Raw genomic sequence first — 22,806 nt, 5'->3', positions numbered from 1 at the left:
GATCGCCGCGCCACGCACGGGACCGCGCCACGCCGCCCTCCCGGCCGACGCCTCCGGGTCCGGGACGGGGCCGCGGTCCTACGCGTAGCTGCCGTACTCCGGGCGGCCCGCGAACGCGTAGGTGTGGATGGCCACGCCCTTCCCGGTGACCTGGGCCGCGCTGTGCCGGAACGCGGTCGGGACGGCGCCCTCCGCGAACAGCCTGCGGCCCTTGCCGAGCAGTACCGGGAAGACCAGCAGATGGGCGGTGTCCACGAGGTCGTGGTCGAGGAGGTAGCGGGCGAGGGTGCCGCTGCCGTGGACCTGGATCTCCCCGTCCGTGCGCTCCTTGAGCTCCGCGACGCGCGCGGCGACATCCCCGCCCAGCACGGTGGTGCCCTCCCATCCGGGGTGTTCCAGGGTGTTCGAGGCGACGTACTTGGGCAGCGAGTTGAGCCGGTAGGCGATCGGGTTGTCGGGGTCGGTGACCTTCGGCCAGTACCCGGCGAAGATGTCGTACGTACGGCGGCCGAGGAGGAACGCGGTGGACCGGTCGAAGACCCCCGTCATGAACCGGCCGAAGTCCTCGTCCCCGTACGGGACGGACCAGCCGCCGTGGTCGAAGCCGTCGCTGGTGTCCTCCTCCGGCCCTCCCGGTGCCTGCATGACACCGTCGAGGGTGACGAACGTGGTGATCGAGAGTTCAGCCATGGCCGGTGCCTGCTTCCAGGAGTGCGTTTTCCTCTTCCACCAGCTATGACCGCACTCCGGCGCGGAACTCATCGCCCACCCGGGTGGAGATCCGGGTGGGCCTCCCGTGGCCGAGGGCCGCTCAGCCCGCCGGGGGCCGGTGGCGGGCCCGCAGCCGTGCCGCGCCGTCGTCGGTCAGCGAGCCGTGCAGCCGCAGCCGGGAGATCCCGCCGTCCGGGAGGATGTCCACGCGCGCGTGGGTGCCGACGGCGGGCACGTCCAGGACGAAGCGGTGGTCGGTGTCCGGCTGGAGCGGGGTACGGGGCAGGATCTCCGTCCAGGGCCCGTCCCCGTCCCGCAGCGACACCGACGCCCAGCCCGCCGCGTTGCCCTTGAGACAGGCGGTGTCCAGCTGGACGGCACGCACCCGCGACCGTTCGGCCAGCCGGTAGGTGATCCAGTCGTGGCCGTGGTCGCGGCGGCGGCGGGTCTCCCAGCCTTCGTCCATCCGCCGGGAGCGGCCGGGGTGGATGGTGTGGACGGGCGGCGAGTAGAACCGGTCGGAGGCGTCCAGGACCTGGCCTCCGTACTCCAGGGCGACCACGTCGAAGGTGCCGAGCGCGGTGAGCCAGCCGGGGTCCGGGACGGGTTCGCCGTACGCGCGCAGCCGCGCGACGCCGCCGTCGGGGTACTGGCGCAGCCGCAGATGGGTGAAGCTCCCGGCCGCGTCCACGGTGAAGCCGTTGGCCGCGTGTCCGCCGACGGCCGTGCGCGGGACCAGGACGGTCCAGCCGAGCCCGGGGGCGAGGAGGTCCCCGGGCGCGGGGGAACCGGGGACATGGACGGCTTCGACGGACACCGAGTGCGGGTGGTTGCCGCGGAAGTGCGCGGTGTCGACCACGATCCCGTGGAGCACACCGGGGACCCCGAGCCTGATGAGCGCCCAGTCGTGGTCGTCCTCGGCGGGCCAGGGGAATCCGGCGGAGACACCGCGGCGGCGCCGGGTCTCCCAGCCGTCCATGATCTTCCCCTTGTGCCCGAAGGACACAGGGTCGAACTCGGCGCGGCCGGGCAGCAGCAGGTTCTCCCTCGGTGCGAAGAACTCGTCCCCGGCGGCGACGACCCCCGCGCCGAGCCGCCGGTCCGCGAGGTCGGCGTGCCGGGTGAACGCATGCTCGGCGGAGCGGTGGTCGGCGTACGGGTCGCCGCCGCGATAGGGCGCGGCGGCTCCGGTGAAGTCGGCCTCGGGAAGCCCCGGCGGGAACGTGGCAGGCCGGAGGGACGCATGGGGTTCGGGGTGCTGGGGGTGTGCCGTCACGGTGACCGGTGCTTCCTCTCGTCCGGGGTGCGGCGGCGTGGGGTCCGCGTGTGGTGGCAGGGGGTGCGGGGGCGTGGGGTGAGGTGCGTTCGGTGGCAGGGGGTGCGGTGGCTGCCGGTGGGCCGTATGCGGGTGGTGGCTGCGGCGGGTGGGTGCGGTGGCTCCTCGTGTCGGGCCCGCCACGGGCCGCTACGGGCCCCTGGGGGCGCTGGGGGTGCGGCCCGGCCGCCCGGGGCCCCCGCCGCACCGGGAGGCCGTCAGTCGCGCCCCGGTGGCCGCGGCCCGTCCGGTGGGGACCCGCCGGGGCTAGGAGCGGGACAGCAGTCGGCCGCGTGGCCCGGTGAACTCTCCGTCGGCGTATATCCGTTGCCCGCGCAGCCAGGTGGAGCGGACGACGCCGTGGAGGGTGCGACCGGCGTAGGCGGTGACGGGGTGGCGGTGCTGGAGGGCCGACGCGTCGACGGTGAGGGTCGCGTCCGGGTCGAGCACCGCGAAGTCCGCGTCCCGGCCGGCCGCGATGACGCCCTTGCGGCCGAGTCCGGCGAGCCGGGCGGGCGCCCCGGCCATCCAGCGGGCGAGGTCGTCCAGGGTGTGCCCCCGGGCGCGGGCGGCCGTCCAGATCGCGGGCAGGCCGAGCTGGAGCGAGGAGATACCGCCCCACGCGGTCGCGAAGTCGGCGGTCTTGAGTTCGGCCGGGGACGGCGAGTGGTCGGAGACGACGCAGTCGACGGTCCCGTCGGCGAGCGCGCGCCACAGGGCGTCCTGGTTCGCGGCCTCGCGTATGGGCGGGCAGCACTTGAACTCCGTCGCACCGTCCGGGACCTCCTCGGCGGTGAGCGTCAGGTAGTGCGGACAGGTCTCCGCGGTGATCCGCACCCCCGCCCGGCGGGCGGCGGCGAGCGGGCCGAGCGCGTCCGACGACGACAGGTGCAGCACATGCACGCGCGCGTGCAGACGCCGCGCCTCGGCGATCAGCAGGGCGACGGCGCCGTTCTCCGCGGCGCGGGGCCGTGAGGCGAGGAAGTCGGCGTACGCGGCGCCGCCCCGCGCGGGGGCGTCCGCCAGCTCCCGGGGGTCCTCCGCGTGCACGATCAGCAGTCCGCCGAAACCCGCGACCACGGCGAGCGAACGGGCGAGCTGCTCCTCGTCGAGGGCGGGGAACTCGTCGACGCCCGAGGGCGACAGGAAGCACTTGAAGCCGAACACCCCGGCGTCGTGCAGGGCCCGCAGTTCGTCGCGGTTGCCGGGCAGGGCGCCGCCCCAGAAGCCGACGTCCACATGGATTCTCGTCCGGGCCGCCTCCCGCTTGACCCGCAGGGCCGCCGTACCGGTCGTCGGCGGCAGGGAGTTCAGCGGCATGTCGACCAGCGCGGTGACGCCTCCGGCCGCCGCCGCGCGGGTGGCGGTCCAGAAGCCTTCCCAGTGCGCCCGCCCCGGATCGTTGATGTGCACGTGGGTGTCGACCAGTCCGGGCAGCAGCACGTCGTCGCCGAGGTCCTCGCACCTGACACCGGCGGGGACGGGGGCGTCGTACGGGAGCACCCGCGCGATCCGTCCGTCCCGGACGGCGACGGACGCGGGGCGGGTGCGCTCGGGGGTGACGACCCGGGTGGAGCGCAGCAGCAGGTCGGCGGGGCGGGCGGTGGACCTGGGCGGCGCTCGGTCGGTCACCTGGCCCCCTCCCCCGGTCACGACGACACGCCTCGGGCCTTCAACGTTCTGTTGAACGAGTGTTCAGGGCCGTCACCGAGCGGTCAAGACCCCCGCCATCACCCCGGACACCCCCTTGGCTAATTCCGCGAAGTGGAATTACTCTTTCGTCCAGCAGTTCACGTATCAGAACGCCACTCCGTCCCGCCGGGCGCCGGAACACCCTCCGGCGCACCCCGTCCGCGCCGGCCGAGCACCCCTGACCGGCGGGGACGCGGAGCCCGGCACGGAACAGCACCGGAGAACGGCTGCCGCCCCGGGTAGGCTGCACCCTTGCCCACCCGTCCCGAAAGGAACGCGCCGTGCCGACGTCCAGCGCCAGCTCCACCGACGCCGTCAAGTCCACCTCCCCGAGCGGCGGCGTGCAGTCCCTGGAGCGGGCCTTCGACCTGCTGGAGCGGATGGCGGACGCGGGGGGCGAGGTCGGGCTGAGCGAGCTGTCCACGAGCAGCGGGCTGCCCCTGCCCACGATCCACCGCCTGATGCGCACTCTCGTCGCCTGCGGCTACGTCCGTCAGCAGCCCAACCGGCGGTACGCCCTCGGGCCCCGGCTGATCCGGCTGGGCGAGTCGGCGTCCCGGCTGCTCGGGACATGGGCCCGGCCGCATCTCGCGCGGCTGGTGGAGGAGACCGGCGAGACCGCGAACATGGCCCTGCTGGACGGGGACGAGATCGTCTACGTCGCCCAGGTGCCGTCCAAGCACTCCATGCGGATGTTCACGGAGGTGGGGCGGCGGGTGCTGCCGCACTCCACGGGGGTCGGCAAGGCGCTGCTGGCGTACACGCCCGCCGACGAGGTACGGGCGCTGCTGGCGCGGACCGGGATGCCCGCGGCGACGGACAAGACCATCACCACGCCGGACGGGTTCCTCGCGGCGCTGGAGGAGGTACGGCGGGCGGGGTACGCCGTCGACGACAACGAGCAGGAGATCGGGGTGCGGTGCCTCGCGGTGCCGATCCCCGAGTCGCCCACGGCCGCGGCGATCTCGATCTCCGGACCGGCCGGGCGGGTCACCGACGCGGCGACCGAACGGATCGTGCCGGTGCTCCAGCAGATCGCGGCGGAGCTTTCGGTGACGCTCAGCACCAGCTGACCGCCTTCGCTTGCGCCTCTGGGTCTGTCCGGCTGGACGAACTTCGTTCCTGTGCCGTCGCTCGGTGGATTTGCGCAGTTCCCCGCGCCCCTGGGTGCTGCCCCTGTGCGTCGCTCCTCGGGTGCGGGCCGGTTCTCGTCTTCGCGCAGTTCCCCGCGCCCCTTTGGGGCGCGTCCGGCCGGTTCTTCGGGTCGGGGCCGGTCGGGATTCTCCGTCCTCGCTCCAACGCGCTCGGTCGGACGTTCAGTGGTCCTGCTGAAGAGCATCGGAGTCTGCGGGCAGAGATTCCCGCCCACCCCCTCCCGCAGCCATGCGACTGCGCGAGGAAGGGAGTGCGTGAGAGGGGTGGCGCGTCAGCTCTGTGCGGTGTCGTCGTCCGCCTGCGCGGTGCCCTCGGCCGCGCCTGCCTTCTCGCGCATCTTGCGCACCAGCTCCGCCTTCCGGTCGGCCGCGTCCTGGCGGTCGAGGTTACGATGCGGACCGTTGTTCTGCCGTTCGGCGCGGGACAGCTTCTTGCGCTGGCCGCCGCCCATGCCCACGGGGTTGTTGATGTTCTTGCTCACGGTCACGGGTTCTCCGGGTAATGATTTGACGTGCTCTACGGATTAATCGGTGGGGGACAAAGACGTTACCCGGTCCCGCCACCCCCGCACACCACCCCCGCACCCGAACGGCCACCGCAAGGCCGCGCCCCACAGACCCCACGAGCGACCCGCACGGAAACAAGTACGCCCAGGTGTGGAACCCCAGGGGCGCGAGGAACCGCGCACCCACCGAACGACGGCACAGGAACGAAGTACGCCCAGCACCGAGCACCCAGGGGCGCGAGGAACCGCGCACCCACCGAACGACCCCACAGGAACAAGCACGCCCAGGTGTGGAACCCCAGGCGCGCGAGGAACCGCGCACCCCACGAACGACGGCACAGGAACGAAGTACGCCCAGCACCGAGCACCCAGGGGCGCGAGGAACCGCGCACCCACCGAACGACCCCACAGGAACAAGCACGCCCAGGTGTGGAACCCCAGGCGCGCGAGGAACCGCGCACCCCACGAACGACGGCACAGGAACGAAGTACGCCCAGCACCGAGCACCCAGGGGCGCGGGGAACTGCGCACCCCACGAGCGACGGCACAGGAACAAGCACGCCCAGCACCGAGCACCCAGGGGCGCGAGGAACCGCGCACCCACCGAACGACGGCACAGGAACAAGCACGCCCAGGTGTGGAACCCCAGGGGCGCGGGGAACTGCGCACCCCACGAGCGACCGCACAGGAACGAAGTGCGCCCAGCCGGACAGACCTGAGAAGCGCAAGCGAAGGCGACTAGTGGGGAGGCTCGCCGAAGAGGTCGACCGCGTTGCGGACCCTCGCGAGGCCCACCGCGAGCGCGCTCACCGATCCGATGCTCCCCGCGACGAGGAGGAGGGACCGGCGCAGCCGGGGAGTCTCCGGCGCACCCCCCGCCACCATCGCGTCCAGCGCCGCCAGCTCGTCCTCCGCGATCACCCGGTCGGCGAAGTCCGCCGGATGCGTCGCGAGGTCCCTGCGGAGCCTGGAGACCGCGGCACGCAGCTCCACGACCCGGGGGTCCTCGTCGCAGCCGGTAACAACCCTTTGCCCCACGCTCCGCAACACAGCTCTCCCCCCGCGCACGCGCATCGTGCGCTTTCCGTACCGGGCTCGCCGCCCCCGTGGGACCGGTCGGTTCCCTGGGGTTCGCGGCCAGTTAACGCCACCCGCGGGCCCCGCCGCCACTCCATGGACGGAAATTCAACTCCCCTTTGCCCAGCGTAGATCGGGAGGGCGAATCCGACGGCGCGCTGATGCGCGGGGCAGCGCGCGACCCCGTCCCGCACTCCGGGGAAACCGCTTGCCGCGCGGCCGGGCGGTGCTGGGGTATCCAGAGGGCATGACGAACGACGACATCGCGGGACTGCTGCTCGCCGCCGGCGGCGGGCGCCGTCTGGGCGGACAGCCCAAGGCCCTGCTGACGCACCGGGGCCGCCCCCTGGTGGAGCACGCGGTACGGGCGCTGCGCGAAGGCGGCTGCGGGACGGTGCATGTGGTCCTCGGCGCGGGCCGGGACGGTGTGCGTGCCACGGCGGATCTGCGCGGCTGCGCGGTCGTCGGGAACCCTGACTGGGAGACGGGGATGGGGTCGTCGCTGCGGGCGGGCCTCGCGTCGCTCGCGGGTTCGGGCGCCCGCGCCGCCCTGGTGACGCTGGTGGACCAACCGGGCGTCGGGGCCGCAGCGGTGGCACGGGTGCTCGGCGTCGCCGGGTGCGACCCGGACGGCATGACGTCCGCGCTGGCCGCGGCGGCCTACGGCGGCCGACGGGGCCACCCCGTACTGCTCGGCGCCGACCGCTGGACGGACGTGGCCGGGCTGGCCGTCGGGGACCAGGGCGCGCGGGCGTATCTCGCCGCGCACGAGGCGGAGCTGACCCTGGTGGAGTGCGGGGACGTGGCGCGGGCGTACGACATCGACACCCCGGCGGATCTGCGGCGACTGGACTGAGCGGGGGCGGGGGCGGCCGTCGGGGGCATCCGACGACCTTGAAGTTCCACCATGAGGAAACTAGTATCCATTTTCCAGCGCATTCGATCGCCGCGCCCTCCCCCTTGCCGAAGGAAGTGACCGCTCATGTCCGCAGCAGCGCCGTCCTCGCCGACCCTCGTCGGCACGGAGCCCCTGCCCCGGCAGGACGAGGTACTGACCGGCGCGGCGCTCGCCTTCGTGGCGGAGCTGCACCGGCGGTTCACGCCCACGAGGGACGAACTCCTCGCGCTGCGTGCCGGGCGCCGCGCCGAGATCGCCCGTACCTCCACGCTGGACTTCCTCCCCGGGACGGCGGACGTGCGCGCGGACGACTCCTGGCGGGTGGCCCCCGCGCCGCCCGCGCTGAACGACCGCCGGGTCGAGATCACCGGCCCCACCGACCGCCGGATGACCGTGAACGCGCTGAACTCGGGGGCGCGGGTCTGGCTCGCGGACTTCGAGGACGCTTCCTCCCCCACCTGGGAGAACGTGGTCCTGGGCCAGCTCAACATGCGTGACGCCTTCACCCGGCGGATCGACTTCACCGACGAGCGCACCGGGAAGTCGTACGCCCTCAAGGACGACTCCGAGCTGGCGACGGTGGTGATGCGTCCGCGCGGCTGGCATCTGGACGAGCGGCATCTCCAGGTCGACGGCCGGCCCGTGCCGGGCGCGCTGGTCGACTTCGGGCTGTACTTCTTCCACAACGCGCGGCGCCTCACCGACCAGGCGCGGGGTCCGTACTTCTATCTGCCGAAGATCGAGTCGCACCGTGAGGCCCGCCTCTGGAACGACGTGTTCGTGTTCGCGCAGGAGAAGCTGGGCATCCCCCAGGGCACGGTCCGCGCGACGGTCCTCATCGAGACGATCACCGCCGCGTACGAGATGGAGGAGATCCTGTACGAGCTGCGGGACCACGCCTCCGGGCTGAACGCGGGGCGCTGGGACTATCTCTTCTCGATCATCAAGAACTTCCGGGACGGCGGCGCGAAGTTCGTGCTGCCCGACCGCAACGCCGTCATCATGACGGCGCCGTTCATGCGTGCCTACACCGAACTCCTGGTCCGCACCTGTCACAAGCGGGGCGCGCACGCGATCGGGGGGATGGCCGCGTTCATCCCCTCCCGGCGGGACCCGGAGGCGAACACGGCCGCGCTGGAGAAGGTCAGGAACGACAAGGACCGGGAGGCGCGGGACGGGTTCGACGGCTCCTGGGTCGCCCACCCGGATCTGGTGCCCGTGGCGATGGCCTCGTTCGACGCCGTGCTCGGGGACGCGCCGCACCAGAAGGACCGGCTGCGCGAGGACGTGACGGTCGCCGCGGGTGACCTCATCGCGCTCGACACCCTCGACGCGCGGCCGACGTACGCGGGGCTGGTGAACGCGGTCCAGGTCGGTATCCGGTACATCGAGGCGTGGTTGCGCGGTACCGGCGCGGTGGCGATCTTCGGGCTGATGGAGGACGCGGCGACCGCCGAGATCTCCCGTTCGCAGATCTGGCAGTGGGTCGACGCGGGGGTCGTGTTCGAGGACGGCAGGACCGCCACCGCGGAGCTGGTGCGGGAGATCGCCGCCGCGGAACTCACCGCCGTCCGCGAGGAGACCGGTGCGGACGCCTTCGCCGGGGGCGACTGGCAGCGCGCCCACGATCTGCTGCTGAAGGTGTCCCTGGACGCGGACTACGCCGACTTCCTGACGCTGCCCGCCTACGAGCGGCTGCGCGGCTGAGTACGCCCGGCGGCGGTCCCCGGTCAGGCATCCGCCGGGCCGGGGGCCTCGGCTTTCCGGTCAGGGACGGTCGGAGTGCCCGAGGGCGCGGCCCGGTGCCACCCGGTCGCGGACCAGTCGCTTGACGGCGGTCGGCTCGGGGAAGCCCTGCTGCTTGCGGTCCCAGACCACGTCGCCGTCGACCCGGACCACGAACACGCCGCCCGTGCCGGGGGCGAGGGACAGTTCCGTCAGCTCCGTCTCGAAGGTCGTGAGCAGTTCCTGGGCGAGCCACGCGGCGCGCGGCAGCCAGCGGCACTGCGTGCAGTACTCGATCTGGACGCGGTGCCCGGACGGGGCGTCGGACGTACTCACGGGTCAGCCTTTCGGTTTCCGGTCCAGATGGACGGACCAGTCCTGTTCCGCCGGGGGCCTCCCGTGCAGATCGGGCACGCGCTTGAGCCAGGCCGGGCGGCCCGCCTCGGTGGCCGCCGCGCGGTGCGCGTCCTCGGCCGCGAGCTGTTCCCGGGCCGGGAAGTCGGTGGGCAGCCAGTCCCGGGAGGCACGCGCGCGGGCGACGAGATGGCCGGCGTATGCGTCGCGTACCGCGTCGGGTCCGGCGAAGCCGGGTTCGTCCGCGAGCCACTCGTCGGGGACCAGGGCGGTGATGTCGCGCAGCAGGTCCCGGGTCACCCTGGGCGCCAGTTCGGCGTCGGCGGCGGCCGTGTCGGGGCCGTAGCCGCCGAGGGCGTGGCGGCGGAAGTCGTAGCGCTTGGTGACGGCGTCGGTGGCGCTCTCCCAGCGGTGGTGGAAGACCAGCGCGGCCCCGTGGTCGATGAGCCACAGCAGGGGTTCGTTGACCTTCGGGACGCCGAAGGTGGGCCACACCATCAGGTTCGAGCTGTGCAGGGTGCGGTCGACATTGGCGGTCAGCGCGTCCAGCCAGACGATCCGGCCGGCCTCCAGGGGGCCGACGCGCAGCGCGCGCGGCGCGGTGTCCGGGGCGAAGTCGGCGGCGCCGGGCAGATAGTCCATGCCGAGGTTGAGGCCCGCGCTGGCCGCCAGCAGGTCGCGCACCTCCTGGTGCGGCTCGTGCGCGGCGACCGCCGGGTCGAAGTGGGCGCGCACCAGCTCGGGCACCCGCAGCCCGAGGGCGCGGGCCAGTTCCCCGACGATCACTTCGGCGACCAGCGCCTTCGGTCCCTGGGCGGAGCCGGTGAACTTGACGACGTACATACCGAGGTCGTCGGCCTCGACGACACCGGGCAGCGACCCGCCCTCGCTCAGGGGCGTGACATAGCGCGTCGCCGTGACCTCTCTCAGCATTTCCCCAGGCTATACGGCGCGACTCCCTGTGAATCAGCAGACCGAGTCGGACCGGGCGACCAGGCGCGTCCCACTCCCACCAGCCCCGGGGAGAATCTGGGGAGTTTCCACGGGCACGTCACTCTCTCCGGCTCCCCAGGACTCCGTCGATGACGGTGCGCCCTTTGGCTCCGGCTTCCGGCATGAAGTGAGCGTAGTAGCTCAGCGTGACGGTCGGCGAAGGAATGCCCAGCCCTCGCGCCAGGGTCACCACGCACTCCCCCCGCCTCCAACATGACCGAGGCACAGGTGTGCCGCAGTACATGGAAGCCGTCCCTTGGCGCCGCCTCCCACTGCCACGCCTTCGCCCCTTCATGACGCGGCTCGATGACACCCGCCTTGGCCAGCGACGGCTTCCACGTACAGGTGTTCCATGTATTCACGGCGATGGCATTGCCGAACCGCGTGGTGAGCAGGGGCGCGAACTTCCGGCGCGGCCTGTCGGCTCCGGGTCTTCCCCACGGCAGCTCCACTTCCACAGGCGGAAACGTCCCGATGTGCCGCTTCACCTCCTCCCCCACTGAGGGCGGCATGTCGACGGTGCGCGTCTTCGCGCCCTTGGAAAGGGCGAAATACAGTTTCCCGTTGAGCGACTGCACTTGGCGGCGGACGTGCAGCACGCCCTTCTCGTAGTCGATGTCCGCGTGGCTGAGCCCGAAGACCTCACCCTGCCGAAGCCCGCACCCCAGCCCCAGCACGACGGCGATCCGGTTCCGAGGACTGATGACGTCGGGCGCTTTGGGCCATCGCACAGAACTGGCATGCATGGGGTTCCGGGCGAGCCGTTTGTCATCGACAGCCGCTTCAAGAATGCTGGACAACTCGTACAGGATTCCGCGCTGATAGTCGACCGAAGAGACAGTCGCCTCCAGCGTCACCGTGTACGCGCGCAACACCGCCGACGTGATGTTCTTGAGCGGCTGGCCCCCAGGTGGGGAATGATATGGAGCCTGGCCCGGCGCTCCTGATTCTCCTGGGTCTTCGGCGCTCCACCTCGACCCGGCGCCCAGTGCATCCGGGTGTAGTCGGCCAGAGTGATGCACCCGTCACGCGGGTCCACGAACTCTCCGCCCTCCTCGTCGGAGGCGGACCGGCGAAGCCATGCCTTCGCGTCTTCCAGCGTGTCGAAGGACCGATCCCGGACCCCTGTGACACCAGCGACTCTGTATCGCTTGCCCTTCCCGTAGCGCGTGGTCTTCTCACGCCTACCCGTTGCAGGATCCTTCTTCTTGATCCAGCGGTCCTCTATGCAGCCGGGCAAATATCTCCTTCGAAAGAAAACGGGGGACGACGACCGGTCAGGCGACCGCTGTGCCGCCGGATCGGTACTGACGGGGGGCCTGCAAGGGACTCAATGCCGTGGTGGAGCGCGAGTCGGCCTGTTCCTGTTCACGGACCCAGGCGTCCAGGGATTCCCGCCGAGACCGCCGAGCGGGTCGACACCTCCACCGGGGAGATCACCGCACCGAGGTGGAGACGCTGGCGGTGATGTGGGAGGCGATCGAGGCGGCGGTGGCCGCGATGGTCGAGCTTGCGCCGCCGCTGGACTCCGACGCCGACGAGGCGTGGCGTGGCGTCGGATGCTGGTGTCCCGGTTCTCCACGGTGCTGCCGTTCCTGAAGCTGCTGCTGGACATCGTCGACTTCGGCGCGACCGCCGAGGGCGAGCCGGTACTGCGGGCGCTGAAGTCGCTGCCGGACCTGCTGGGCCGCAAGAACGTCGGCGAGGCGGAGATCGACACCGCTCTGCTGGCCGGGTCGTGGAAGCGCCTGGTGCTGGTCGCGCCGCCTCTGGAGCCGGGTGAGTGTTCAGGCGAGGCTGGCGGAGGCGTTGTCGTCCCAGCCGTCGTCGCGCTGCATGTAGCCGAGCATCGAGCGGGAGTGCCGGGCCCAGCCGCCCTGGTCGGCGATGGCGTCGCGGCCCTTGCGGCGGGCGACGGAGGCCAGGCCGATGCGCAGGGAGTGCCCGGTCCAGGCGATCGGCACCCCGGCCCGCTTCGAGATCCGCTTGATGGCGCGGGTGACGGAGTCGGGCACCATGCCGCCGGTGACGTGGCCCCACTGGTCGATGCCGACGAACGCGGGCGCCGACGGGTCGGCCCACCGCGGGCCGTGCTCGTCGGCCAGCCGGGTGCGGTAGGCGGTCCAGGCCCTCACCGGGCAGATCGCCGGGTCGTCGGCGTAGCGGATCTTGGCGTTGCGCACCGAGTGCTTGGTCCTGCCGGTGAGCACGGCGACGACCAGGCCGCGCGGGTGCAGGGTGACGTCGCCGGTCAGCAGTCCGGCCGGGTCCTGGCTGCGGCTGGCGTAGTGGAAGCCGGTCAGGGTGAGCGCCTTGTCCCGGTCGCCGGTGAGGGTGTCGGGGCAGGCGCGGGCGACGGCGCGCAGTCCGTCGATGTCGGCACCGGACGCCTGCCCGCGGCCGCGCCGCTCCCCGGCCTGCGGGAGCTTGACCGCCAGTCCTTGCAGCGCGGCGCGGGCGGCGGCCTGGTCGTCGCCGGACACCGTCACGCCGCGCTCGCGCAGCCCGACGACGGCGGCCGCGAGATGGGTGGACGCCGAACTGGGTGCGTAGCCCTTGCCGTTCTGCTGGCCCTCGCGCAGCATCCACGTCACGAACGCCACCAGGGAGCCCCGGGTGGCCTCCGGTCCGGGCAGGCGGGCGGCGGCGCAGAACCGTTCCCACACCCGCCAGCTCTTGTTGTAGGTGTCGACGGTGTTGTCCGGGGTGATCTCCTTCTCGACGGCGTCGGCCAGGTCCTCGGTGTCGGCCAGGCGCCGGGCGGCGTCGACGCCGTGGCGTTCGGCCCACCGCTCGATGAGCGCCTGGCGCTCGGCGGCCGGCGAGTCCGGCACATCCGGCGCGGCGACGTCGCCAGCGGCCGCCGTCTCGGCCGTGACCGTCACTTCGTCACTCCCTCCGTCTGGTGGCCGTGGGCGGCCAGCCACCGGCCGACCACCTCCATCTGCTGCTTGGCCTGCTCCCACGCCTCCCGGAGGCCGCGCCCGAACATCGCGTCCTGCCCGGCCTTGATGGCGTCCTGCTGAGCCCAGCCGTAGACGAACTGCGGGGTGTTGCCCTCCAGCCGTCCGTGCTCCTCCCGCGCGGTGCGCTCGGCGGCCGCCGCCTCGACCAGGGCGGGGTGCCCGTCCTCGGCGGCGTTCGCGGCGACGCCGTGCAGGTGGTGGGCGATGAACGCCCGGGCGGTCGCGTCGTCGCCGTCGTCCACCCCCGTCACCGGCCCTGCTCCGGGACACGGACGACGGCGAACTTGAGCGGCTGGCCCCCGGTGGGATCCTGCTCGGCGGCGAGCAGCGCCGTGGCCATGTCGTACTCGCTGACGGTCGGCCTGCCGGTGTGCGCGCGGTCCCGGGTGCCGGCCGCGAGCAGCTGCTGGATGAGCGGCTCGTCGTGGGGCGCGCTCGCCCGCTCCGGGTACGCGGTCCCCCGGCACAGTTCCTCGACGTGGCGCAGCAGGGCGTAGTACTCGTGTGTGTGCGTCGGGCCCTGGACGCCCGGGCGGGGCATCCCCACACCCAGCGACCGGCGGTGGGCCGCGCCTTCGGCGATCGCGGGGCCCAGGGTGCCCTCCCGGCGGGAGGCGATGGCCCGCGCGGCCCAGGCCCGTTGCGAGGTCGAACGGTGGCAGTCGATCTTGCGGTTGCGCATGTCGACGTAGTGGTACCCGGCGAGGGCGGTGTCGAGGTGGGCGCGCATCTCTTCCTGCCGGGGGCCGTCCGCCCACATCGCGATCCACCGGGCGCCGGTGTCGTGGTGCAGCCCCACCTCGGCGCCGGTGACCTCGGACAGGTGCCGGGCCAGGAGCGCGGCCTGCCTGCTGCGGCTCATCGGGGTGAGTCCTTCTCCAGCGACTCCTCGGCCGCGCCGGAGTCGGCGTGCTGGTGCGCCGCGGCCAGGGCAGTCGCCCGGCTGTACAGGTAGGGACTGGTTCCGGTGAAGCGGGCGTGCTGCCGGGAGCTGCCGTCCCGGTGACGGGCCTGCGCGGTTGCCTCGAAGTCGGCCCAGCGGTCAGCGTGTCCGGGGTCGCGGGCGACGACGTACTCGCCGATGGGCTGCCCGCTCTGCCGCGGCCCGGGGATGCGGTACTCGAAGACGAAGTCCGCCGCCTGGGACGTCGACGCCTTCCCCTTCTCTTCCCACCGGCGGAAGCCTTCTTCGTCGTCAGCGTCGTAGAAGCGGACCGTGTGCCAGCGTTCCGTGGCGAATCCGTCGACGTCCTTCCACCGGGAGGCGACTTCGGCAAGCCGGTTCCAAGCGCTGCGGATGTCCTGGATACGGTCCAGTTGCTTGTGTGCGTCCTGTTGCGCCGTGGCCACGACCTCGTCGCGGAACTGGTAGGTGAGGGCGCCGGTGAAGCCGGGCACCAGGGTGCGCAGGGCGGCGTCGGTCCGATACTCCTCGGTGCCGGGTTGCAGGGGCGGACCGTTGAGCACGCCCATGAGGAAGTCGGTGAGCGCGTCCACGTCGTCCTGGGTGACGTCAACGGCGTAGCGCAGGGGCTCGGTGGCCATGCGGTGGGTTCCCTCCCTGGTTCCGCCGCGCCGGGTGATCGGTCGTCATGTCCCGTTCTGTCGCGTCGGATAAAAAAAGATTATCCGACGCGACCGGTCCGGATGGAGAGTTCCGGGATACGGGCAGCGGCTGTCCGCGCTCCCGGCGAGGACGCTCCCCTGCGAGGATGGCCCCGGACCGGCCTCGGACGAGGAACCGGCGGAGCAGAGGAGACGTACGAGCGGCGAGCACCTGATCACGGACGAGGAGACGCGGAGTATCGCGGAGGGTTTCCTCTCGGAGGCCCCCTGGCTGGAGGACGTGCGGTGGGGGACGTGCGGTGGGGGCGCACCGTGATCGGCGCGGAGGCGGCCCATCTCCAAGACCTCGACGGGGTCATCCCCGAGGACTCCATCCTGGCTCCGGGCCAGAGGTGGTCGTGGACGGTCTCCTTCTCGGATCCCGCCGGGGCCGAGAAGGCCCTCACCCACGAGCAGGTGCTCGACGGGCTCGCCCGCGTCGTCCACGGCGAGCACGAGGGCCCCGAGGGCTGGTTCTTGCTGGGCGTGAGGAACTGGTTCACGCAGCCGTCCGACACCCGCCGAACCCAATCGCTCACCGCCTCCCAGAGCTCGCGGGTCTGCCAGTTCGCCCGCTACGGCCGGACCGTCTTCCCGGCGGAGGAGGAGAAGTCCCTGTTCGGCCGGGAGCAGGACGCCGACGGCACTCCGGCGGACGCTGACGCTCCTGCGGAGTGACACCGCCGGGTGGCTCGGCAGCTTTTGATGCGTCCGCCACCCGTCGCCCCGGGCCTCGCCCGGTCCCCGCGTGCGCCGCCGGCGCTCTGCCCGCTCGTCCACCAGCGGGAGGAGGACCCCATGGAGGACCTGGCGGAGGAAGAGGCGCGGGGCAGCGGGCCGGTTGCCCCCGTTGGGTCTCACAGGGGCAACCGGCGCTGATCAGCTCAGCATCCTGACCGGGTCAGTCATCGGCGGGTACCTGCTGGGCCGCTCCGGGCAGGCCGTGAGGCCGCGCGCATGTGCGGGCACAGGAGCGGCTTGCGGCCGTCCCCGAACTGCACGCCGGTGCTCCGGCTCATCCTCCGGAAGAACACCTTGCCCATGGCCTTCTGGACCGTTGTGGTCCACGCGTAGTCCTCACGGCCGCGCAGGGCGTAGCGCAGCATCCGTCCCGCGTAGCCGCGGCCCTGGTACTCGTCGGTGACGCGGACCGCGATGACGAAGTCGGTGCGGCACGCAAGCAGACCTGCCGGTCGAGCCAGGCGAAGTCGTACCCGTCGACGCGGGTCACTCGCATCTGTTCGCGGTCGGCGGGCTGCGCGGGCGGGAGGTAGTGCCAGTCCTCGCCGGGCACTACCTCCCGCCGGCCACCGCCGCAGCCACCTCATCCCGGCTGTCCGGCACGGGGGAGGGCGTCCTGCGCGGCGTGCCACGGGTAGGCGTCCCAAGGTTCTCCTCGCCACAGATAACAGTGCTCGTCGGACGGGGAACGGGCGCGCTCTCCCTGGTCGGTATTCACCTTGTTGCAGATAACAGGGCAGTTATCTGGGGGAAGACATCGGACAGGTCCGGCCGCCGACGCTCCGTCAGCCGCCGACCAGCGGCGATCGAGGCTTAGCGCCGGTTTTCGTTCCGATGTTCCAACTGCCGCCAATTGCATCAGATGCGAATTCGCGCCGGTATGCGAATCGGCCTGCGTGAAGGCATCAACCACGCCGCGATTCCGTGGAGTTGGACGCCTGCGTCACCGGTGACCATAACGGTCGGCAGGGCCTTGTCGCCACTGACCCGAGGGGCTGACCTGCAGGTCCTCCGGGGGCTCGCATAGGATGCGGTTTTCTCGCATCTGATGCGAGTCATGGAGAGTGGTGGATCAGTGGGGTTCAACGGTTCGATACCAGGGGCGGCGAGACTGCTCCTGGTGGACGGGGTCGCGCTGCTGCGGCCGGAGGAACAGGTCTTCACGGCGATGCTGACCGGGTTCGCCAATCAGCAGCTGGCGCGGAACCTGGCCCGCACGACCGTGGAAGGCCGGGAGAACACGGTGAAGGCGTTCACCGCGTACGTGAACACCTACCCGTGGAATTGGACGCCGGCGATGGTCGATGAGTGGCTCGGCGACCTGCGCTCACTGCGCGACCTGAAACGCTCGACGATCCGTTCGTACTCCGAGGCCGTCCGGTCCTTCTGCCACTTCGTGACCGACCCTCTCTATGAATGGGTCGCGACCTGCGAGGAACGCTTCGGCGCTCACCCGGTCCAGGTGGTGCACGAGTGGAACACCGCAGTGCACGTCCAGGACAACGAGTCCGACCCGAAGAAGCGCGCGTTCACCAAGGCTGAACTGCACGCCTTCTTCGCCCACTGCGACGACGAGGTCGCCCGCATCCGCTCGCTGGGCCGCAAGGGCTGGCTGCCCGCGTTCCGCGACGCCACCGTGTTCAAGACCGCCTACGCCTACGGAACCCGCCGCAACGAGACACGAATGCTCGACGCAGCCGACTTCGGCCGGAACCCGCACGGGGCCGAGTTCGGCGAGTTCGGCCGGTGCCAGGTGCGGTTCGGCAAGGCCAAGAAGGGCTCGCCGCCCAAGCGCCGCGGAGTGCTGACCGTGTTCGACTGGACCCCTGACGTCCTGGACGAGTGGTTCACCGAAGTCCGGCCCCAGTTCGGGACCGCCGGCAATCCGGCCGCCTGGCCGTCCGAACGAGGCCTGCGGATCGGCTGCCAGCGGATCAACTCCCGTTTCAAGGCATACCGCGAGGCCCTCGGCCTGGACGACGGACTGGACTTCCACTCGCTGCGAAGGTCCTACGTCACCCACCTGATCGAAGACGGCTGGGACCCCCGCTTCGTCCAGGAACAGGTCGGTCACGAGCACGCCAGCACCACCTCCATCTACACCTGCGTGTCCTCGGACTTCCGCACCCGCACCCTGCGCCGGCACCTGGACACCACCATCGCCGCGGCCCTTCAGGCCCGGAACGGGAGGAAAGCATGAAGCGCAAGGTCGGCTACACCTGGCGGCTGCGCGAGGTGATGGCCAAGCACCGGATCTTCACGGCCACCGAGCTGGTCCCGCTGCTGCGCGAGCGCGGGATCGACCTGTCCGCCTCGCAGGTCCACCGCCTGGTCTCCGGCACCCCGGAACGGCTGTCGTTGCAGGTCATGGCCGCGCTCTGCGACATCCTCTCCTGCACCCCGGCCGACCTGGTGGCCACCACCGCCGAGAACGCCGGGGTCCGCAAGACCGCCACCGGCGACCTCCCGGCTCTGTCCGCGAACGTCGCCAAGCTACGGCCTCGCGCGGCCCGCATCCTGCCCGACGCATGAGCCGGACCTACGCCACCGACGAGCAGTACGAACGCTGGTTCCTGGCCGAGTGCTGCCGCTGCGGACGCCGCAGGCACAAGGCTGGCAGCTGGCCAGACGGCTACGTCTGCCGGACGTGCTCGGACCGCGCGGTGCGGACACGGGGCATCTGCCCGGCATGCGGCCAGGACCGGGCCCTTCCCGGTCTCCGCCCCGTCGACGGCACCGCGATCTGCACGACCTGCGCCGGCTTCTCCCAGACCTTCGGCTGCTCACGCTGCGGCTTCGAAGGGAAACTCCTGGGCGGGCGGCTCTGCGAACGCTGCACACTCGCCGACCGGCTCACCGCCCTCCTGGACGACGGGCACCGGCCGCGTCCGTCCCGAGCTGACATCGCTGTTCGACCTGCTGGTTGCCATGGACAAGCCCAGCAGCGGGCTGGCCTGGCTGGCCCTGCGCCGGGACCAGCCGGGAAACGCCTCTGAGCGGCTGCGGCAGCTCGGCCTCGGGCAGATCCCGCTGACCCACGACGCGTTCCACGGGCTGAAGCCCTGGCGGTCGGCCGCTCACCTGGAAGAACTCCTGATGGCAAGCGGGGTCCTGCCCGCCGTCGACAAGTACATCTGCTCTTTCCAGCGTTGGTTGCCCAATCATCTGGCCGAGATCACCGATCCCGAACACGCGAAGACGATCAGGCTCTTCGCGAGCTGGCGCGTCCTTCCCCGGCTGCGGGCGCGAGCCGACCGGGGCCACATCACACCCAGCATCCGCCGCTTCGCCGCCGAGCAGACCAAGTACGCGACTGCCTTCCTCCTGTGGCTCGGCGAACGGAACACCACCCTCGCTTCCTGCGGCCAGATCGACGTCGACGCCTGGTGGGCCGAGAACAGCGAGCACGGCCGCAACTGCTTGAGGGCCTTCCTCAACTGGGCCATGCTGAGCCGCCATTGCCGACGCGCTCTCTCCATACCCGCGATGAAAGCCACCCGCCGAGCCACGCTGAGCGAAGACGAACGCCTGGACGCCCTCGGCCGCCTGCTGACCGACCAGGACACACCGAAAATCCTCCGCGTCGCCGGCGTCGTCGTGCTCCTCTACGCACAGCCCCTCACCCGGATCGTCCGGCTCACCGTCGACGACGTGGTGCACGACGGACAAGCAGTACTTCTCCGTCTCGGGGAACCGGCCTCACCCGTCCCCAAGCCAGCCGCTTCCCTGCTGCTGGACTACATCGCCGACCGCAACCACATGAACACCGCCACCAACCAGGCATCACCCTGGCTCTTCCCAGGCCGCCGAGCGGGCCAGCCCTTCCGCCCCGACCACCTGTCCGCACTCCTCAACAAGATCGGCGTCCCAGTAGCTGCCGCCCGCGGCGCCGCCATCCGACAACAACTCCTTGAGATGCCCGCTCCCGTCGTCGCCGACGCCCTCGGCTACCACGACAAGACCACCACCCGCCTGCTCAACGAGACCGGCGGAACGTGGAGCCGATACGCCGCTGGCGATCACACACGGTCACCAGCAGGCTGGGCTCCACGGGGACCTGGCAACAGTTGAATACGCGAGCCCACCAGTAGCGCGGCATGGTCCGCGCTGGTCGGTCCCTCAATGCGATGGCCCCCGAGTGCTGCCGGTAATGGGGGGCTGGCCCCACCCCCGATCAACCGGACAGCCGGATGGCCGGGAGAACGCCGTGTCGGCGACCGTGGGGCTGTCCCGAGCAAGCCGCCTACAGAGAAGGCAAGATCGTGCGCATTGTCACGGCGACCGCCGTCGCACTGGCCCTCGCCGGCGGAGCCGCGCCGGCCGCCGCCGCCCACCAGCCGACCACCGACGGAATCTGGCGCATGGACGGCTACGGCACAGTGCTATCCATCCGGAACGGAACCCTCCAGGAGTACCAGACCACCGCCGTCAGCTGCCTCAAGGGCGACTCCGCGCAGCGGACCGGCCCCGGCACCTACACCACGCCCGACGGCACCATGCTCACTGTGCGCACCCAAGGAGGCCGCGACCGCGGGTCCATGCGGGTGGACGGCTCCGTCGGCGACCGGAACCTGCGCCGGATCCAGGAGTTGCCGGACGCCTGCACGCGTCCGGCCCCCAAGGGGCCGCTCGCTGCCTTTGACGTCTTCTGGCAGTCCTTCGAGGAGAACTACCCCTTCTTTTCCGCCAAGGGCATCGACTGGCGCGCTGTACGCGACCAATACCGGCCCAAGGTGCACGCGAAGACGACCAAGGACGAGCTCTTCGCCGTCTTCAGCGAGATGGTCAAGCCGCTCTACGACTCCCATGTTGCCGTTCAGGACGGCGATCGCGTCTTCGCGCAGGTTCGCCCCGGCACCGTCCTGCCCACCGAGGAGTTGGACACCAAGGTCAAGAAGTTCATCGTGGCGCACGACCTCAAGGACGCCCGGAACCTCCAGGACTTCGCCAACGGGCGGATCACCTACGCCGACCTCCCCGGCGGGCAGGGCTATTTGCGGATCTCCGGGTTCGGCGGATACGCGGGCGATGGAGCCCTCTACGCCGCCCAGCTGGCCGAGCTCGACAGGGCGCTGGATACGGTCCTCAGCCAGGAGCGCACTCAGCGCCTGAAGGGTCTGATCATCGACCTGCGGATTAATGGCGGCGGCTCCGACGCCCTGGGAATCCACATCGCCGAGCGCCTCACGGACACCTCCTACGTCGCCTACTCCAAGCGGGCCCGCAACGACCCCGCCGACCCCACCCGGCACACTCGCCCCCAGCCCGCGTATGTCACACCCGCCCAAGGGCCCCGTTACACCGGGCCGGTCGCCGTGCTGACCGGCGGCTCGACCGTCAGCGCGGGGGAGACCTTCACCCAGGCCCTCATGGAGCGGCCCGGCAAGACGGTCCGGATCGGGCAGCCCACACAGGGCGTCTTCTCGGACGTCATGCTGCGCAAGCTCCCCAACGGCATGTCGGCCTGGCTGCCGAACGAGGAGTTCCTGACCCGGTCGGGCAGGACCTTCGACGGCACGGGCATTCCGCCGCACCTCACTGAGCCGGTCTTCACGAAGGAGGAGTTCGACAAGAAGAGGGACTCGGCCTTCGACAGGGCTCTGAACGTCCTGCGGAACTACGGCGGCACCACGAGCTGACGCAGGAGGAGCGGGACTGGGGGGCGGGGACAACCCGCTGGAGATCACGGAAAGTCACTACCACGCTCAGCAGCACCGACAACTCGCGACAGTTGAATACGCGAGCCCACCAGTATCAACCCCCGAATCGCAGACCGGAGCCGTGCTGGTGGCGGGGAGTCAGCCCTCACCACCTCCTTCGGGGGGCGAAAGTCATTTGCGGGGCCGCCGCCCGGCCGGACAGGGTGGACGCAAATATGTAAGGCATACTCAAGGGGAACCATGCGCAAGACCATGCTCACCGCCGCCCTTGCAGCGGCCACGCTGATGGTGCCGGCGCTCGCGGGCACGGCCCAGGCCGCCCCGGCGTCCGGCTGGCACTGCAAGACATCGAGCAAGACCGTTGACCATCCTGGATCGACCGCTGTGTGGGACGACTTCGACTTCAAGGTCAAGACCTGCGCGAAGCGTTCCGGTGGCACCATCTACGCCAAGGCGACCGTGGACATCGACGGCCCGCCCGGTTTCTACGGCTACAGCGTGGTCAATTCGGCTCGCGCGCTGGTGCAGGTCAAGCGCAGCGTCAGCGGTCCCGACCCTGTGTCGAAGCACAAGTACGGGCCCGGCCTGGGCAGCAAGATGAACAACCTCAACACCAGTGGGAATGCCTTGTATACGAGCCCCACGGTCTCCCACAAGGCCGGCGCCGGCTCCAGCTACTACGGTGACTCAGTGCTCCAGATCGACTGGAAGGACGACGGCAAGGGGCTGAGGAGCTACGCCTTCTCAGCCTCCCCGCGGGTCTGACGCACGAGTGGTGGCGCCACCACTCCGTTCCGAGTAACCCAAGGTCGCGCGCGCTCGCAGACGAGAGGCCCGGCAGTGTCACGTTTGCGGTGACACTGCCGGGCCTTCTTGCTTCGGGCGGCCGACGCCGTGTCTACGAACTTCAGATACCGCGACCCCCGAGGCGCGTCCGTGGGATTCGGCGGGCAGTGCCCACGGCACGCCGCGCAGCGGTGAGCTCCCGAGCGGCCGTAGGGCCTTGCTGCCGCCAAAACCCGGTCCGATCCTCCCCAAGGGCCGACTTGTTGAACGGAGCTCAGGACGGCTGAGCCGAGTCCGGCGTTCTCCTCGGTGGTGCCCGTGAGCGCGGCGACGGTCAGGGCGGGCAGACTCAGCTTGACGTCTGTCTGATGAGGTCTGTACGGGCTTGAACTCGCCAGACGGACGGCAAGCTGAAGCCGCGTCAGGCGCAGGGGATCGGGCCCCGTGATCGTCGACTGCGCATCTGGCGGACTTCGTCACGGGAGGGGAACGTCGGTCGCGCAGTGCGGTGACGTTCACGCATCATCGGTCTGTGATTCCGGTCGGGGGCGCCGTCAGCCGCGCAGATGGTTAATCGTGGGCGCGGCGAGTGCCGTGCTGGTGCTGGTGCTGGTGCTGGCCAG

21 protein-coding genes and 1 pseudogene are annotated in these 22,806 nt (G+C 71.1%); 10 read left to right on the top strand and 12 right to left on the bottom strand.

What is annotated here, in order from left to right; genetic code table 11:
* Positions 1-78 precede the first annotated feature (78 nt).
* The 3 genes from AB852_RS19645 to allB all read right to left on the bottom strand — a co-directional run bounded on the left by AB852_RS19645 (position 79) and on the right by allB (position 3,658).
* Positions 79-690 (bottom strand): dihydrofolate reductase family protein, encoded by a 612-nt coding sequence (locus AB852_RS19645; protein ID WP_073790117.1) that lies wholly within the window; start codon positions 688-690, stop codon positions 79-81.
* Positions 691-811: 121 nt separating this feature from the next.
* Positions 812-1,987 (bottom strand): allantoicase, encoded by a 1,176-nt coding sequence (gene alc, locus AB852_RS19640; protein ID WP_079184771.1) that lies wholly within the window; start codon positions 1,985-1,987, stop codon positions 812-814.
* Between the two features lie 306 nt (positions 1,988-2,293).
* Positions 2,294-3,658 (bottom strand): allantoinase AllB, encoded by a 1,365-nt coding sequence (gene allB / locus AB852_RS19635; RefSeq protein ID WP_073790114.1) that lies wholly within the window; start codon positions 3,656-3,658, stop codon positions 2,294-2,296.
* Between the two features lie 341 nt (positions 3,659-3,999).
* On the opposite strand from allB, the gene AB852_RS19630 reads away from it, so the two are divergent.
* The gene (locus tag AB852_RS19630; RefSeq protein ID WP_073790111.1) at positions 4,000-4,791 is read left to right on the top strand and encodes an IclR family transcriptional regulator; all 792 of its coding nucleotides are present in this window, start codon (positions 4,000-4,002) and stop codon (positions 4,789-4,791) included.
* Positions 4,792-5,144: 353 nt separating this feature from the next.
* On the opposite strand, the gene AB852_RS19625 is transcribed toward AB852_RS19630, so the two are convergent.
* A complete protein-coding gene (locus AB852_RS19625; protein ID WP_073790108.1) occupies positions 5,145-5,360 on the bottom strand; it encodes a DUF6243 family protein in 216 nt (71 codons plus the stop codon).
* A 756-nt stretch (positions 5,361-6,116) separates the two neighbouring features.
* Complete coding sequence (locus AB852_RS19620) at positions 6,117-6,428, bottom strand: DUF5955 family protein (RefSeq protein ID WP_073790524.1); 312 nt, start codon at positions 6,426-6,428, stop codon at positions 6,117-6,119.
* A 274-nt stretch (positions 6,429-6,702) separates the two neighbouring features.
* Between AB852_RS19620 and AB852_RS19615 the strand changes: the two genes are divergently transcribed.
* Both AB852_RS19615 and aceB read left to right on the top strand, forming a co-directional pair.
* Complete coding sequence (locus AB852_RS19615) at positions 6,703-7,311, top strand: nucleotidyltransferase family protein (RefSeq protein WP_073790106.1); 609 nt, start codon at positions 6,703-6,705, stop codon at positions 7,309-7,311.
* A 126-nt stretch (positions 7,312-7,437) separates the two neighbouring features.
* Positions 7,438-9,060 (top strand): malate synthase A, encoded by a 1,623-nt coding sequence (gene aceB, locus AB852_RS19610; RefSeq protein ID WP_073790105.1) that lies wholly within the window; start codon positions 7,438-7,440, stop codon positions 9,058-9,060.
* Between the two features lie 60 nt (positions 9,061-9,120).
* On the opposite strand, the gene AB852_RS19605 is transcribed toward aceB, so the two are convergent.
* Positions 9,121-9,414, bottom strand: a complete 294-nt coding sequence (locus tag AB852_RS19605; RefSeq protein ID WP_073790102.1) for an Rdx family protein — start codon at positions 9,412-9,414, stop codon at positions 9,121-9,123.
* Between the two features lie 3 nt (positions 9,415-9,417).
* Positions 9,418-10,365, bottom strand: a complete 948-nt coding sequence (locus AB852_RS19600) for a HipA family kinase (protein WP_073790100.1) — start codon at positions 10,363-10,365, stop codon at positions 9,418-9,420.
* A 1,462-nt stretch (positions 10,366-11,827) separates the two neighbouring features.
* Between AB852_RS19600 and AB852_RS41515 the strand changes: the two are divergent.
* Positions 11,828-12,224: pseudogene (locus AB852_RS41515) on the top strand (Tn3 family transposase); the annotation flags it as partial.
* On the opposite strand, the gene AB852_RS19590 reads toward AB852_RS41515, so the two are convergent.
* The 4 genes from AB852_RS19590 to AB852_RS19575 are packed head-to-tail and all read right to left on the bottom strand — an operon-like array spanning position 12,213 to position 14,936.
* Positions 12,213-13,310, bottom strand: coding sequence for a site-specific integrase (locus tag AB852_RS19590; protein ID WP_245876839.1), 1,098 nt, complete (start codon positions 13,308-13,310; stop codon positions 12,213-12,215). The pseudogene AB852_RS41515 and the gene AB852_RS19590 overlap by 12 nt on opposite strands.
* The gene (locus AB852_RS19585; protein ID WP_073790079.1) at positions 13,307-13,642 is read right to left on the bottom strand and encodes a hypothetical protein; all 336 of its coding nucleotides are present in this window, start codon (positions 13,640-13,642) and stop codon (positions 13,307-13,309) included. The genes AB852_RS19590 and AB852_RS19585 overlap by 4 nt, the downstream gene beginning before the upstream one ends.
* Entirely contained in the window at positions 13,639-14,253 is a 615-nt protein-coding gene (locus AB852_RS19580; RefSeq protein WP_073790076.1) for a hypothetical protein, read from the bottom strand. Before AB852_RS19580 ends, AB852_RS19585 begins: the two co-directional genes overlap by 4 nt.
* Positions 14,250-14,936 (bottom strand): hypothetical protein, encoded by a 687-nt coding sequence (locus tag AB852_RS19575; protein ID WP_073790074.1) that lies wholly within the window; start codon positions 14,934-14,936, stop codon positions 14,250-14,252. Before AB852_RS19575 ends, AB852_RS19580 begins: the two co-directional genes overlap by 4 nt.
* 306 nt (positions 14,937-15,242) lie before the next feature.
* On the opposite strand from AB852_RS19575, the gene AB852_RS19570 reads away from it, so the two are divergent.
* The gene (locus tag AB852_RS19570; RefSeq protein ID WP_073790072.1) at positions 15,243-15,674 is read left to right on the top strand and encodes a hypothetical protein; all 432 of its coding nucleotides are present in this window, start codon (positions 15,243-15,245) and stop codon (positions 15,672-15,674) included.
* A gap of 227 nt (positions 15,675-15,901) precedes the next feature.
* Here AB852_RS19570 and AB852_RS19565 read toward each other — a convergent pair whose 3' ends face one another.
* Positions 15,902-16,102, bottom strand: a complete 201-nt coding sequence (locus AB852_RS19565) for a hypothetical protein (RefSeq protein WP_073790070.1) — start codon at positions 16,100-16,102, stop codon at positions 15,902-15,904.
* A 692-nt stretch (positions 16,103-16,794) separates the two neighbouring features.
* Between AB852_RS19565 and AB852_RS19560 the strand changes: the two genes are divergently transcribed.
* The 5 genes from AB852_RS19560 (at position 16,795) to AB852_RS19540 (ending at position 22,162) form a co-directional block, all read left to right on the top strand.
* The gene (locus AB852_RS19560; protein ID WP_073790068.1) at positions 16,795-17,937 is read left to right on the top strand and encodes a tyrosine-type recombinase/integrase; all 1,143 of its coding nucleotides are present in this window, start codon (positions 16,795-16,797) and stop codon (positions 17,935-17,937) included.
* Entirely contained in the window at positions 17,934-18,269 is a 336-nt protein-coding gene (locus AB852_RS19555; protein ID WP_073790066.1) for a helix-turn-helix domain-containing protein, read from the top strand. The genes AB852_RS19560 and AB852_RS19555 overlap by 4 nt, the downstream gene beginning before the upstream one ends.
* Positions 18,270-18,665: 396 nt before the next feature.
* Positions 18,666-19,808, top strand: a complete 1,143-nt coding sequence (locus AB852_RS40275) for a site-specific integrase (protein WP_245876838.1) — start codon at positions 18,666-18,668, stop codon at positions 19,806-19,808.
* Positions 19,809-19,999: 191 nt separating this feature from the next.
* Positions 20,000-21,376, top strand: a complete 1,377-nt coding sequence (locus AB852_RS19545; protein ID WP_073790064.1) for a S41 family peptidase — start codon at positions 20,000-20,002, stop codon at positions 21,374-21,376.
* A gap of 261 nt (positions 21,377-21,637) precedes the next feature.
* On the top strand, positions 21,638-22,162 hold the full coding sequence (locus tag AB852_RS19540) for a hypothetical protein (RefSeq protein WP_073790062.1): 525 nt from the start codon (positions 21,638-21,640) through the stop codon (positions 22,160-22,162).
* Positions 22,163-22,806: the final 644 nt, after the last annotated feature.

This window comes from Streptomyces uncialis (assembly GCF_001905345.1).
Classification (GTDB): domain Bacteria; phylum Actinomycetota; class Actinomycetes; order Streptomycetales; family Streptomycetaceae; genus Streptomyces; species Streptomyces uncialis.
The sequence above is the reverse complement of the archived record's forward strand: the minus strand, read 5'-3'. Positions and strand labels throughout refer to the sequence as shown.

Excerpts from the sequence above, each read along its gene's own strand:
- AB852_RS19645 (WP_073790117.1), bottom strand. The coding sequence starts at position 690 with ATGGCTGAACTCTCGATCACCACGTTCGTCACCCTCGACGGTGTCATG.
- AB852_RS19615 (WP_073790106.1), top strand. The coding sequence starts at position 6,703 with ATGACGAACGACGACATCGCGGGACTGCTGCTCGCCGCCGGCGGCGGG.
- aceB (WP_073790105.1), top strand. The coding sequence starts at position 7,438 with ATGTCCGCAGCAGCGCCGTCCTCGCCGACCCTCGTCGGCACGGAGCCC.
- AB852_RS19600 (WP_073790100.1), bottom strand. The coding sequence starts at position 10,365 with ATGCTGAGAGAGGTCACGGCGACGCGCTATGTCACGCCCCTGAGCGAG.
- AB852_RS19580 (WP_073790076.1), bottom strand. The coding sequence starts at position 14,253 with ATGAGCCGCAGCAGGCAGGCCGCGCTCCTGGCCCGGCACCTGTCCGAG.
- AB852_RS19575 (WP_073790074.1), bottom strand. The coding sequence starts at position 14,936 with ATGGCCACCGAGCCCCTGCGCTACGCCGTTGACGTCACCCAGGACGAC.
- AB852_RS19565 (WP_073790070.1), bottom strand. The coding sequence starts at position 16,102 with ATGCTGCGCTACGCCCTGCGCGGCCGTGAGGACTACGCGTGGACCACA.
- AB852_RS19560 (WP_073790068.1), top strand. The coding sequence starts at position 16,795 with ATGGAGAGTGGTGGATCAGTGGGGTTCAACGGTTCGATACCAGGGGCG.
- AB852_RS19555 (WP_073790066.1), top strand. The coding sequence starts at position 17,934 with ATGAAGCGCAAGGTCGGCTACACCTGGCGGCTGCGCGAGGTGATGGCC.
- AB852_RS40275 (WP_245876838.1), top strand. The coding sequence starts at position 18,666 with ATGGACAAGCCCAGCAGCGGGCTGGCCTGGCTGGCCCTGCGCCGGGAC.
- AB852_RS19540 (WP_073790062.1), top strand. The coding sequence starts at position 21,638 with ATGCGCAAGACCATGCTCACCGCCGCCCTTGCAGCGGCCACGCTGATG.